Genomic DNA, 12,846 nt, shown 5'->3' with positions numbered 1-12,846 from the left:
CGGCGGGGCCACACAAGCGTCCGGCGGCCCCGTCCTGCCCGTCAGTCACCGTCGATGATCTGGTACAGGTAGATGATGTGGGTGCTGTCGTCGGGCATCACGTTCACGTCGTCGGACGCGGAGTCGACCCGGAAGTAGAACTCGGGTGCCTTGGCGCCCTTGAGCCCGCCCTCGGAGTCCAGCTTGCCGAGCTCGTCGAAGAAGGCGTTCGCCTTCGGTGTCTTGGTGCCGAGGTCGCTGGCGAGCCGGCCGCCCACGACCACCTTGAGGTGGTTGGAGTCGACGGCGACGGTCGTCGCGGCGCCGGTCGCGCTGCTGGGGACGAAGGTGGGTCCTTCGCCGTCGCACTGGTACATGCCGAGCACGAGGTCCAGCGTGGCGTAGGGGGTCTCGCCGCCCACGGCGAGCCCCTCGATCTTCCCGTAGGGGCCCTGTCCGTCGTGGTCGCAGACGGAGCCGGTCGGCGGGGTCTGCCGGTCGGCGTAGTCCCAGTCCTTCGACCCGCTGCCGCCGCTCGCGCCTCCGTTGCCGCCGGCCGACCCGGTCGTCGAGGCCGAGGCCGTCCTCGACGGGGTCGAGGACGCGCTCTGCGACGGGGAGGCGCCGGCGGAAGCACTCGCCGAAGCGCTCGCCGACGTGCTCGCGGACGGACTCGCGCTGCCGTCGGCCTTGTCGTCGCTGCCGCCGGGGCCGCAGGCGGTGACGGTCAGGGCCGCCGCGACGGCCGCGCCCAGGGCGTACGCCTTCATGCTCTTGCGCATCACACGCATGATCTTTCCCCCGATGTAGTACTGCCGGTGCGGTGCGCATCTGTGAGGTGCGCACGGCCGATTGATCGCTGCCGGGGAAGTGTGCCCGCGGAACCGGGCATTCCACGCCACTCGTGTCAGATCGTTACGGAGCACGGACAATGACCCCGACCTGGTACGACGGCGCGACAGCGGACCGGATCACGGTGCGGCGCCGGGTCGGTCGGGCGCGGGTCCCTCGGTCTCGTTCCGGATCACGGTGGTCCAGTAGTCGGTCACCGTCCGGGCGCCGCGGAAGCGTTCCGGATGCAGGGGGCGGGCGCCGTCCGCGAGGCCGAACGGCTCGTCGAGGCCGGGTGACGGGCGGGTACCCACCGTGCCGCCGTAGGGGTGGTAGACGCGGGTGCTGCCTTCCTGGATGCCGGAGAAGACGTACATCCGGCCGGGTTCGGGGACGACGGCGCCGCCCTCGGCGGTGAGCGAGCCGTCGCCTGCGGTGTACGCGACGGTGTCGACGATCACCGTCCCCGACGCGTCGCCCTTGAAGGCCCGGTTGACCCGGACCCGCCACAGCTGTTCCCTCTCGCCCGGCTGGTCGGTCCCGGCCTGGGACTTCAGGCCGACGACCGTGCCGTGGAAGACGTCACGGGAGGCGTTGGCGAGGTACTCGTCCCGCGACAGGTCCTGCGCCATGATCGAATCCACGACGACCCGCTCGTCGCCGGTCGTCAGGGTGACGACGGTGTACGCCGTGGCGCCGACGACGGCGGCGACGGCCGCCAGTGCGGTCGCCGCCGCGGTCACGGACCGGTCGGGCAGGGCCGGGGGTGCGATGCGCATGGCCCATATGGTCGACGCGTGCGGCCGTCCGGTGCGCCTGCCCGCGCCCGGCGGGACCGGATCCCACCCGAAAGGGGAACCGGAGCGCGGCGGTGTCAGAGCCTGTCTTTGAACCCCCGTCGTCCGGCCGGAGGGCGGGCGCAGCGGCGGTCGGTGCGTGCGATCGTCGTGCGTCGTGCCAGGTCATGTGGCGGAGCCACCTGTCCTGGCACGACGTGCGGCGAGCGTGCGTGCCGGGCGTCGGGGCGCAGGCGGGGGTTCAAAGACAGGCTCTCAGAGCGCTCCCCTGGCGGCCAGGCTCCGCATCAGGCGCCGCAGCCCGTACTCCCACGGCGGCGCCGCCTCGCTCGTGGTGACGGTGTTGACCAGGGCGCCCAGGCGGGGGCTGGAGACGCGGACGACGTCGCCCTCGTGGTGGGTGAAGCCCTCCCCAGGGGCGTCCCTGTCCTGCGTGGGCGCGAACAGAGTGCCGGTGAACAGCACGAATCCGTCGGGGTGTTGATGGTGCTCGCCGTGCACGGACGCGACCAGGTCGAGGACGTCGCGGCTGATGCTGCGCATGGTGCTGGTGCCGCGCAGGACGAAGCCGTCCGTGCCGGTGACGTCGAGGTCGATGTCGAGGGCGCGTACGTCGTCCAGGCCGAAGCCGCCGTCGAACAGCCGCAGGAACGGGCCGAGGGCGCACGAGGCGTTGTTGTCCTTGGCGCGGGGCAGCAGCAGCGCGCTGCGGCCCTCGATGTCACGGAGGTTGACGTCGTTGCCCAGCAGGGCGCCGCGGACCCGGCCCCGGGAGTCGACGGCGAGGACGGCCTCCGGTTCGGGGTTGTTCCACACGGATCCGGCGAGGATGCCGACGCGGGCGCCGGTGCCCACCGCCGACAGGACCGGCGCCTTGGTGAACACCTCCGGGTCGGGGCCGATGCCGACCTCCAGGTACTGCGACCAGAGGCCCTCGGCGAGCAGGATCTCCTTGGCCTTGGCGGCTTCGGGCGAACCCGGCCGCACCGATGTCACCGGGCCCACGGACGCGGCGAGTCGGTCGCGCGTGCGGGCGGCCAGGGACGGGTCGCCGCCGGTGCGTTCCTCGATGACCCGTTCCATCAGGCTCTCCGCGAACGTGACGCCCGCCGCCTTGATCACCTGGAGGTCGACCGGGGCCAGCAGGTGCGGCAGGTCACGTCGCCCGGCCACGGTCGCCGCGAGCAGGTCGTCGAGGGGCCGGCGGCGGCCGCCGGGGGCATGGCGTACGACGTCCGCGGCGTCGTCGCGCTCCAGCAGGTCGGAGACGGTGGGCGCGTGCGCGGTGAGGTCCACGGTGTGCGCGTCGCGGACGGCGGCCACGCAGGGGCCGTCCCAGTCGGGTTCGTGGACGCGGGCGACGAGCAGCGCGTCCTGGGCGTCGGCGGGCAGCACGGACTCGGCCGTGAGCGTCATACGGTGCTCCTGGGGTCGTCAGTGCGAGTCTCGGGGGACGGCGTGGCCGCGGCAGCCGCGCAGGAAGTCGAAGTCGGCGCCGCGGTCGGCCCCTTCGACGTGGTGCGTGTACAACCACGCGTAGCCGCTGGTGTGCCGGGGGGCCGGAGGCTGCCAGGACGCCCGTCGCCGCTCCAACTCCTCGTCGTCGACGTTCAGCCGCAGGCTGCGCTTCGGTACGTCCAGGGTGATGGTGTCCCCGTCGCGTACGAGGGCGAGGGGGCCGCCGGCCGCCGCCTCGGGGGCGACGTGCAGGACGACGGTGCCGTAGCCGGTGCCGCTCATCCGGCCGTCGCAGACGCGGACCATGTCGGTGACGCCCGCCTTCAGCAGCTTGGTCGGCAGGGGCACGTTGGAGACCTCGGGCATGCCCGGGTAGCCCTTGGGGCCCGCGCCGCGGATGACGAGGACGGTGTTCTCGTCGACGTCGAGGTCCGGGTCGTCGCACACCGCGTGGTACGCCTCCGGGGTGTCGAAGACGCGGGCGGTGCCGGTGTGGGTGAGCAGATGCGGGGAGGCCGCCGACTGCTTGATGACGGCGCCGTCGGGGCAGAGGTTGCCCCGCAGCACGGCGGTGCCGGTCCCGGCGGGCTGGAACGGGGCGTCGACGGGGGTGATGACCTCGTCGCCGATGCGTTCGGCGTCCGCCGTGTTCTCGGCGATGCCGCGTCCGGTCACGGTGACCTGGTCGCCGTGGAGCAGTCCGGCGCGGACGAGTTCGCGGTGGACGGCGGGCAGGCCGCCCGCGTAGCAGAAGTCCTCCATGAGGTACTTCCCGGACGGCATCAGGTTGAGCAGCGTCGGGACGTCGCGCGCCAGCCGGTCGAAGTCCTCCAGGTCGAGAGGGACGCCGACGCGGCCCGCGAGAGCGGTGAGGTGGATGAGCGCGTTGGTGGAGCCGCCGATCGCGGCGTTGGTGCGGATCGCGTTCTCGAAGGCCTCCCGGGTGAGGATCCGCGAGGGGCGCAGTTCCTCCTCGACCATCTCCACGATCCGGCGGCCCGCGGCCTGTCCGGTCTCGAAGCGGCGCATGTCGACGGCGGGCCAGGTGGCGGAGCCGGGCAGTTGCATGCCGAGGGTCTCCGCCATGCAGGCCATGGTGGAGGCGGTGCCCATCGTCATGCAGTGGCCGTTGGAGCGGGCCATGCACCCCTCGGCGAAGAAGCACTCCTCCTCGGTCATCCGACCGGCCTTGACCTCGGCCTCCATCTGCCACACCGCGGTGCCCGAACCGACGTCGCGGCCCTGGAACTTGCCGTTGAGCATGGGTCCGCCGGTGACCATCACGGCGGGCAGGTCGACGCTGGCGGCGCCCATCAGCATCGCCGGGGTCGTCTTGTCGCAGCCGGAGAGCAGCACCACGCCGTCGAGCGGGTTGGCGCGGATCAGCTCCTCGACCTCCATCGCCATGAGGTTGCGGTAGAGCATGGCGGTGGGCCGCATCAGGGTCTCGCCGGTCGCCATCGTCGGGAACTCCAGGGGGAAGCCCCCGGCCTGCCAGACGCCGCGCTTGACGGCTTCGGCGACGCGCGGCAAGTGGGCGTTGCATGGGGCGAGTTCGGAGGCGGAGACGGCGATGCCGATCACCGGGCGACCGTCGAAGACCTCCGGTCCGAAGCCCTGGTTGCGCATCCATGAGCGGTACACCATGCCACCGCGTCCCGCGGCTCCGAACCAGGCTTGGCTGCGTCGGCCTTCGGTCATACGGATCACTCCTTCACGCGTACGATGCCGGTGATGCGGAGCAATCATTGAATGATTCGATGAAACCGTCCAGGGGGCGTGCACGACATCGTGCGCGAAAGGCGAGGGGGAACGCGTGGTCGTAGGGGAAGGCACCCGCACGGGACATCAGCAGCTCATCGACGCGCTGGGGCGCCGGATCGTCGCCGGGGACTTCCCGGTCGGTGAGCCGCTGCCCGTGGAGGACCGGCTGGCCTCGCAACTGGGGGTGAGCCGTGGCGCGTTGCGCGAGGCCGTGAAGGCGCTGGCCGCGAAGGGCATGCTCGCCACCCGGCCGCGCACCGGGACCCGGGTGCTGCCGGCGGACGAGTGGAACCATCTGGACCGGGACGTGCTGGCGTGGCTGCAGGAGTGCGATCCGCGGCAACTGCTGCGGGAGACGGGAGAGTTGCGCAGGATCGTGGAGCCGGAGGCGGCCCGGATCGCGGCGGAGCACTGCCGCCCCGATCAACTGACGCTGCTGCGCGACGCGTTGACGCGGATGGAGGACGCCGAGGCGCGCGGCGACCGGGCGGCCTACGTGGAGGCGGACACCGTCTTCCATCGCACCCTGCTCGCCGCGGGCGGCAATCGGCTGCTGGGCTCGCTCGGCCGTGCCATCGACGTGGCGCTGCGGCACCATTTCGCGATCAGTACGCAGACGCCGGGCGCCGCCACCTCGTCGCTGCCCGGCCATCGGGCGATCGTGGACGCGGTGGCGGCAGGGCGCGGAGCGGACGCGGCGGCCGCCGTCACACGGCTGATCAGCGCCGCGGAGCGGCAGTTGGCCGACTCGCCCGGGTTCCCCGCGCCCTGACGCGCGTACGTCAGACGGACTCGGTGAGCGCGAGTCCTTCGGCCACGACCTTGCCGTCGTGCAGGACGGTGCGGTCGGTGCCGCGGTCCATGACGGCACTGGTCGGCGTCTCGCCGTCGACCAGGAGCAGATCGGCGCGGTCGCCGACGGCGAGGCCCGGCCGGTCCGTGACGCCGACGAGGCGCGGCACGTCGTGGCTCATGATCGAGGCGCCGCCCATGCTCGCCACCGCGAGGCACATCTCGATGTGCTCGTCGCGGCGGAAGTTGTGGGTGAAGGCGAGCTGCCAGGTGCGGTCGAGCAGGTCGCAGTTGCCGTACGGGCTCCAGTAGTCGCGCTGCCCGTCCTCGCCGAGGCCGACGCGGACGCCCGCCTCGGTGAGCGCGACGAGGGAGAGCTGGTTGCGGGCGGCCGGGGCGACCGTCGCCATGGCGATGTCGAGCTCGGCGAACTCCTCGATCAGGCGGCGGCTGGTGGCCTCGTCGACGGAGCCGAGTTCGTAGGCGTGCGACATGGTCACCTTGCCCTGCATACCGAGGGCGCGGACCCGCTCCAGGATCAAGTCGGTGGAGAACACGCCGAGTTCGCCCGGCTCGTGGAGGTGGATGTCGACCTCGACGCCGTACTTCTCGGCGAGCCCGAAGACGACGTCGAGGTGGCCCTTGGGGTCGCGGTCCAGGGTGCACGGGTCGATGCCGCCCATGACGTCGGCGCCCGCCTTGAGGCTGGCCTCCAGGTAGTCGGCGGTGCCGGGCTCGCGCAGGATTCCGGCCTGCGGGAACGTCATGATCTGGACGTCGGCGAGATGCCCGTACTTCTCCTTGGCGGCGAGGACCGCCTCGAACTTCTCCAGCTTGCAGTCCACGTCGACCTGCGCGTACGTGCGCACCCGGGTCGTGCCGCGGGCGATCATGCGCGCCAGGGTGCCGGCGACCCGCTCGGGCAGCGGGACCTCGGCGTCGCGCCAGTTCTCGCGGTCGTTCATCATCATCGTCCACACGCCGGGGCCGCCGGTGTGCGGGCGGAACGGCAGGCCGATGCGGGTGGAGTCGAGGTGGACGTGGACGTCGCTGAAGGAGGGCAGGAGGAGCCGGCCACGGCCGTCGACGAACGCGCCGACGCCGTCCACGGGTTCGGCCTGCGGGTCGTGCGGGCGGATCGCGGCGATGCGGGTGCCGTCGAGCTGGACGTCGCTGCGCTCGCCGCCCCAGGGGCGGACGTCACGGATGAGCATGTGGTGCAACTTCCTTACGTAGAGGTTGTGTTGACGGTCGACCGGTGGTTCAGCGGTAAGCCTCGACGGCCCGGTCGGTGAAGTGGCAGGCGGGCCCGTCGCCGTCCGGCACGGGCGGTGTCTGCCCCGCGCACCGCGCTTGTTCGGCCTCGTCGAGGCGCGGGCGCAGCGGGCAGCGAGTGCGGAAGACGCAGCCTGAGGGCGGGTTCGCGGGGGTCGGCAGGTCGCCGCTGAGCCGGATCCTGCGGCTGCGGTCGGCGTCCGGGTCGGGGTGCGGGACGGCGGAGAGCAGGGCGCGGGTGTAGGGGTGGCGCGGGTCGTCGAAGACCTCCCGGGTGGCGCCGCTCTCCATGACCCTGCCGAGGTACATGACGGCGACGCGGTCCGCGAAGTGCCGTACGACGGACAGGTCGTGGGCGATGAAGACGTACGCGACGCCGGTGTCGGCCTGGATGTCCTGGAGGAGGTTGACGACCTGCGCCTGGACCGAGACGTCGAGCGCGGAGACCGGTTCGTCGCAGATGATGAGGCGGGGTTCGAGGGCGAGCGCACGGGCGATGCCGACGCGCTGCTTCTGGCCCCCGGAGAACTCGTGCGGGAAGCGGTTGTAGTGGTCGGGGCGCAGGCCGACCCGGTCCATCAGTTCCCGCACGCGCGCCTTGACGCCGCCGGGCGGGTCGATGCGCTGGGCCTGCAGCGGCGCGGCGATGGCGGCGCCGACGGTCTGCCGCGGGTTGAGGGACGAGGTCGGGTTCTGGAAGACCATCTGGACCTGGCGGCGGTACTCCTGGGCCTCGGCGCGGTCCATGGTGGCGATGTCGCGGCCGTCGAGGCGGACGGTGCCTGAGGTCGGTTCGAGCAGCCGCATCAGCAGCCGTCCGGTGGTGGACTTGCCGCAGCCGGACTCGCCGACGATGCCGAGGGTCTGCCCGGCGTCGACGGAGAAGCTGACGCCGTCGACCGCCTTGACGGGGGCGCCGCCGCGGCCGAGCAGTCCGCCGCGTCCCGGGAAGTGCTTGGTCAGTTCGTCGGCCTGGAGCAGCGGGGTGGCCCGGGTGGTGGTCATCGTGCGGCCTCCTCGGTGGTGTCGCCCGTGCGCGCGTGGCTCTCCTGGTGGCAGCGGGAGGGGTGGTCGGCGGCCTCGCCCGTGAGGAAGGCGGGCCGCTCCGTGTGGCAGAGCCCGTCGGGCACGAGGTGGGTCTGCGGGCACCGCTCGGCGAACAGGCAGCCGGCGGGCAGCGCGACGAGCGACGGCGGGAACCCGGGGATGGGCCGCAGCCGTTCGCTGTCGTCGCCCAGCGTCGGCATGGAGGCGAGCAGGCCCTGCGTGTACGGGTGCCGTGGGTCGCGGAAGAGCTCCCGGGCGCTCCCCCGCTCCACGCACTGCCCGCCGTACATCACGGCGACGTGGTGGCAGACCTCGGCGACGACGCCCAGGTCGTGCGTGACGAGGACGATCGCGGTGCCGGTCTCCTGCTGGAGGTCGCCGAGCAGGTCGAGGATCTGCGCCTGGACGGTGACGTCGAGGGCGGTGGTCGGCTCGTCGGCGATGAGCAGTTCCGGCTCGCACACCAGCGCCATGGCGATCATGGCGCGCTGGCGCATGCCGCCGGAGAACTCGTGCGGGAAGGCGCGTGCACGCCGCTTCGGATCGGGGATGCCGACGCGACCGAGCATGTCGACGGCGACGTCGAACGCGGCCTTCTTGGACACCGGGTTGTGGACCCGGTACGCCTCGGCGATCTGGGCGCCGACGGTGTGGAAGGGGTGCATGGCGGAGAGCGGGTCCTGGAAGATCATGGCGATCTTCTTGCCGCGCCAGGCCCGCATCCGGTCCTCGGACAGCGCGTTGAGGTCGGTGCCGTCGAGGAGGATCTCTCCGGTGACGCGGGCGCGGGTCTCCTTGAGCAGTCCCATCAGCGCCTGGCTGGTGACGGTCTTGCCGGATCCCGACTCGCCGACGATGCCGACGGTCTCGCCCCGGTTCAGGGTGAGGTCCATGCCGTTGACGGCGTGCACGAGCCCGTCGTCGGTCGGGAAGGCGACCTGCAGATCCCGTATCTGCAACAGGGGTGCAGTGGTGGTCATCAGGCAGCCCTCACTCGCGGGTCGATGACGGTGTAGACGGCGTCGACGACGACATTGGCGACGATGACGAAGAAGGCGGCGAGCAGGGTGATCGCCATGGTCACGGGCAGATCGCCGGCCTGCGCGGCGCGGACGGCGGTGAAGCCGACGCCGGGCACGGAGAAGATCTGCTCGGTGAGGACGGCGCCGCCGAGCAGCAGCCCGATGTCGAGGCCGAGCATGGTGACGACGGGCGTGAGCCCGGCCCGCGCCCCGTGCCTGACGACCATCGCCGTGCGGGACAGGCCCTTGGAGCGGGCGGTGCGCATGAAGTCCTCGCCGAAGGTCTCCAGCATGGAGCTGCGGGTGACCCGGATGTACTGGGCGCTGAACAGCACGGCGAGCGCGATCCACGGCAGCAGATAGTTCTGGAACCAGCCGCCGAATCCGGCGGGCCCGAACGGTGAGGTGATGGCGTTCGTCGTGAACGGCAGCAGGTCGAACGTCGAGACGAACACCAGCAGCAGAAGCAGCCCGGTGACGGGGATCGGCAGCGAGACACCGATGGACGCGGCGCCCACGATCGCCTTGTCGGTGAGCTTGTTCTTGCGCAGCGCGGCCAGCGTGCCGAGGGTGACTCCGGCGACGGTCCAGAGCACGATCGCTCCGACGGCGACGGACACCGTGTACGGCAGGGCGCGTTCCAGTACGGCCGTGACGTCCTCGTTGGTCTGGAAGGACTTTCCGAAACAGGGCCACTGGCACAGCGACTGCGCACCGGGTGCACCGACCGTCCGCCCGTGGAACAGGCCGGACATGTAGGTCAGGTACTGGGTGAGGAACGGCTTGTCCATGCCGAGGGCGACGCGCGCCTCGGCGATCCGCTGCGGTGTGCACTCCTGACCGCAGGCCGCGGCGGCCGGATCGGCCGGGCCGAACTGGAAGAGGCTGAAGGTGACGAAGCTGATGACGATCAGCAGGAGAACGGTGGCGCCGAAGCGGCGCAGCAGAAACGCGGCCACGGTCATCCCTTCCCGGACGCGACCGACACGGTCGACAGGTCGATGGCGCCGAAGAAGTAACCGACTTGCGCGTTGCGGATGTCGGATCCGACGACGCTGCGGGTGACGTTCCTGATCAGCGGGACGAGCGGGTAGTCCTGCATGGCCCGGTCGAAGAGCGTCGCCCACTTGCGGCCCAGCTTCTCGCTGCTGCCGTTCTCACCGCGCAGTGCGTACATGGCCTGGGAGATCTCCGGGTCGTGGTAGCGGGGGATGTTGGAGAAGCCGAAGCTCTTGCCGTCGACGCTCGGGCCCAGGTTCGGGTCGATGGTGGTGCGCACCGAGCCGCTGTCGGCGCCGCCGCACCAGCCGCTGCGGGCGATGTCCGGCATGTTCGCGCCGGCGAGCGTCGTGTAGTAGTTCGCGGCGGGGATGGGGCGCAGTTCGAGGTCGATGCCGAGCTGCTTGAGGTTCTGCTGCAGCGAGGTGCCCATGTTCTTGTAGCGGGGCGTCGCGTCCGCGTATCCGTAGACGAGCTTCTTCGGGTAGTCGCGGCCCTTGAGCAGCTTCTTCGCCTCGGCCGCCTTCGGCTGCCCGGCCGGGTCGAGGGCGGTGTGCTGGGGGACGTAACCCCGCTGGTCGGGATTGATGTACGACTGCGTGAGCTTGCCGAACCGGGCGCCCCCGTACTGGAGGTGGATCGCCTTGCGGTCGATGGCGAGCGCAATCGCCTTGCGCACCATCGGATCCTTGATCGACTCGGTGTTGAAGTCGAGGACGTCCGTGCATCCGATCAGCCCGGAGGCGGTGCGCCGTGCGACGTCCGGCTCGTCGAGCTCGGCCGCGTCGGACGCCTGGAGGCCGCCCGCGCTGTCGAGGGTGAGCGCCGTGGGGTCGGAATCGGCGAGCAACTGCTGACTGATGGTCGACTGCGCGGTGGAGAGGCTGAAGGTGAAGGTGTCCGGCAGCGCGCTGCGGTGGGGGTCCGTCGCAGGGTCCCACTCGGGGTTGCGGACGAGTTGCATGGACCGGCCGCGGTCGTAGCGCTTGATCTTGTACGGGCCCGTGGACACCGGGTGATTGGTGTAGTCGAGCTTGGTGTCCTTGGCACGCGGCACGGGCGCCGTGTTGGAGCGCGAGACGAGCGCCGGGAACTCGGCGAAGGGCTGCTTCAGCTTGAAGACGATCGTGCGCGCGTCGGGCGTCTCGATGCCCTTGAAGTCACCGGCCGCCCCCTTTGCGTAGGGCCCCTTGTACCCGTCGTCGGACAGTGCCGAGTTCAGCTCCTGCGGCGCCTGGGTGTAGACGTCGCGGGCGTAGGTCCGCTCGACGCCGTACTTGACGTCCTCGGCGGTGACCGGCGAGCCGTCCTCGAACTTCAGCCCCTTCTTCAGGGTGTATGTCCAGGTGAGCCCGTCCTTGGAGACCTTGCCGAGGTCGGTGGCGAGGTCGGGGACGATCGTGGGCGGCTTGCCCGCCTCCTCCTTCGCCATGGTGAGGGTGCGGTAGTACAGCTGGCCGACGTTGGCGGTCTGGACGTAGTTGCTGTTGCCCGGGTCGAGGGTCTGGAAGTCGGTGGACATCAGGACGTTGACGTTGCCGCCCTTCGTCGTGTCGCCCTCACCGACCTTCACCGCCTCGAAGGCGTCGGCGGGGGCGCGGGAGCCCGAGCCGGCCGCGGGCTTGGGCCCGCCGCAGGCGGTGAGGGTCAGCCCGGCGGCCACCGTCAGGGCGAGCGCCGCCGCGGTGCGTCGATTCACTGCTGCTCCTGGTTGTGCGAGGTGTGGTCAGCCACGGGAGGACTTGGGGTCGAGGGCGTCGCGGACGGCGTCGCCGAGCAGGTTGAAGGCGAGCACCGTGATGACGAGGGCGCCCGCGGGGACGGCGAGGAACCAGGGATCGGTGAGGTACCAGTTGCCCTGCTGGGCGGCGTTGAGCATCTGGCCCCAGGACGGGGTGGGGTCCTTCACGCCGACGCCGAGGAAGGAGAGCGCCGCCTCGGCGGTGATGTTCGTCGGGATCATCATCGTGGCGTAGACGAGGACGACGCCCATCACGTTGGGGACGATCTGCCTGAGGATGATCGAGCGGTGCGAGGCGCCGTAGGCGCGGGCGGCCTCCACGAACTCCTGCTCCCTGATGGACAGCACCTGGCCGCGCACGACACGGGCGAGATAGGCCCAGCCGAAGAAGCCGAGGATGATCACGAGTGAGGCGATCGGCAGCAGACTCCCCTCCCCCAGTGCGGTGTCGCCGAGCCGGGACTGGAGGATCGGCGTCAGGGAGAGCACGAGCAGCAGGTGAGGGAAGGCCAGGAACAGGTCCATGATCCGGCTGATGACCATGTCGACCTTGCCGCCGAAGTAGCCGGCCGCCGCGCCGAGCACGGTACCGAGGACGACGGAGACGACGGTCGCGAGCAGGGCGATGACCAGGGAGACCTGGGCGCCGTGCGCCATGCGGGCGAAGAGGTCGCGGCCGAGTCCCGGTTCGACGCCGAGCCAGTGGTCGACGGACGGGTAGCGGTAGTAGGGCAGCGGCAGTCCGGGCGTGCCGTAGTCGTCGAGGACGTCCGGACTGGTGCGGGTGGTGTACGGGTCCTGGCCCTCGATGGCGGTGAGCAGCGGGGCCAGCACCGCGAACAGGATCATGAGGACCACCACGGCGAGCGCGGCGAGGGCGATCCTGCTGCGCCGGATGCGCAGCCATGCCGTGCCGAGCAGGGAGCGGGCGGCGACCGCGGTCGGGGCCGAAGTCCCGCCGGGGGCAGAGGAGTTGGTCTCGCCGTCGGCTTCGGCGCCGGAAGGCGGCCGAGCGGGCAGCACAGGGGAATCCGTCACGTCGCGAGATCCATTCGGCGCTCGGGGGAAGGTTGGCCGGACGGTATACCAGGAAGACGGTGGCGCGATAGGCCTGACCAATTTTTGGTATACCGAAGCGCTC

The 12,846-nt window shown here is 71.2% G+C and carries 11 protein-coding genes; 1 reads left to right on the top strand and 10 read right to left on the bottom strand.

The window, feature by feature from the left end; genetic code table 11:
- Positions 1-41: 41 nt before the first annotated feature.
- The 4 genes from J3486_RS02500 to J3486_RS02485 form a co-directional block, all read right to left on the bottom strand.
- Complete coding sequence (locus J3486_RS02500; protein WP_229377349.1) at positions 42-761, bottom strand: hypothetical protein; 720 nt, start codon at positions 759-761, stop codon at positions 42-44.
- Between the two features lie 189 nt (positions 762-950).
- On the bottom strand, positions 951-1,589 hold the full coding sequence (locus J3486_RS02495) for a hypothetical protein (protein WP_207818240.1): 639 nt from the start codon (positions 1,587-1,589) through the stop codon (positions 951-953).
- A gap of 273 nt (positions 1,590-1,862) precedes the next feature.
- Positions 1,863-2,423: a fumarylacetoacetate hydrolase family protein gene (locus J3486_RS45110; protein ID WP_374194685.1), complete on the bottom strand. Its 561-nt coding sequence runs from the start codon at positions 2,421-2,423 to the stop codon at positions 1,863-1,865.
- Positions 2,424-3,041: 618 nt separating this feature from the next.
- Positions 3,042-4,766: an IlvD/Edd family dehydratase gene (locus J3486_RS02485; protein ID WP_207818238.1), complete on the bottom strand. Its 1,725-nt coding sequence runs from the start codon at positions 4,764-4,766 to the stop codon at positions 3,042-3,044.
- 115 nt (positions 4,767-4,881) lie between these two features.
- Between J3486_RS02485 and J3486_RS02480 the strand changes: the two genes are divergently transcribed.
- Entirely contained in the window at positions 4,882-5,601 is a 720-nt protein-coding gene (locus J3486_RS02480) for a FadR/GntR family transcriptional regulator (RefSeq protein ID WP_207818237.1), read from the top strand.
- A gap of 10 nt (positions 5,602-5,611) precedes the next feature.
- Here the strand turns inward: J3486_RS02480 and J3486_RS02475 are convergent, their stop codons facing one another.
- The 6 genes from J3486_RS02475 to J3486_RS02450 are packed head-to-tail and all read right to left on the bottom strand — an operon-like array spanning position 5,612 to position 12,728.
- Complete coding sequence (locus J3486_RS02475; RefSeq protein ID WP_207818236.1) at positions 5,612-6,835, bottom strand: amidohydrolase; 1,224 nt, start codon at positions 6,833-6,835, stop codon at positions 5,612-5,614.
- Positions 6,836-6,884: 49 nt separating this feature from the next.
- Positions 6,885-7,901, bottom strand: coding sequence for an ABC transporter ATP-binding protein (locus J3486_RS02470; protein ID WP_207818235.1), 1,017 nt, complete (start codon positions 7,899-7,901; stop codon positions 6,885-6,887).
- Complete coding sequence (locus tag J3486_RS02465; RefSeq protein WP_207818234.1) at positions 7,898-8,923, bottom strand: ABC transporter ATP-binding protein; 1,026 nt, start codon at positions 8,921-8,923, stop codon at positions 7,898-7,900. The genes J3486_RS02470 and J3486_RS02465 overlap by 4 nt, the downstream gene beginning before the upstream one ends.
- Positions 8,923-9,930 (bottom strand): ABC transporter permease, encoded by a 1,008-nt coding sequence (locus J3486_RS02460; RefSeq protein WP_207818233.1) that lies wholly within the window; start codon positions 9,928-9,930, stop codon positions 8,923-8,925. The genes J3486_RS02465 and J3486_RS02460 overlap by 1 nt, the downstream gene beginning before the upstream one ends.
- Complete coding sequence (locus tag J3486_RS02455; protein ID WP_207818232.1) at positions 9,927-11,663, bottom strand: ABC transporter substrate-binding protein; 1,737 nt, start codon at positions 11,661-11,663, stop codon at positions 9,927-9,929. Before J3486_RS02455 ends, J3486_RS02460 begins: the two co-directional genes overlap by 4 nt.
- Positions 11,664-11,690: 27 nt before the next feature.
- Positions 11,691-12,728, bottom strand: coding sequence for an ABC transporter permease (locus J3486_RS02450; protein WP_207818915.1), 1,038 nt, complete (start codon positions 12,726-12,728; stop codon positions 11,691-11,693).
- Positions 12,729-12,846 lie beyond the last annotated feature (118 nt).

The sequence above is a fragment of the Streptomyces sp. VRA16 Mangrove soil genome, assembly GCF_017377775.1.
Classification (GTDB): Bacteria; Actinomycetota; Actinomycetes; order Streptomycetales; family Streptomycetaceae; genus Streptomyces.
Note: the sequence above shows the minus strand (reverse complement) of the source record. Positions and strands in the feature narration are given on the sequence as shown.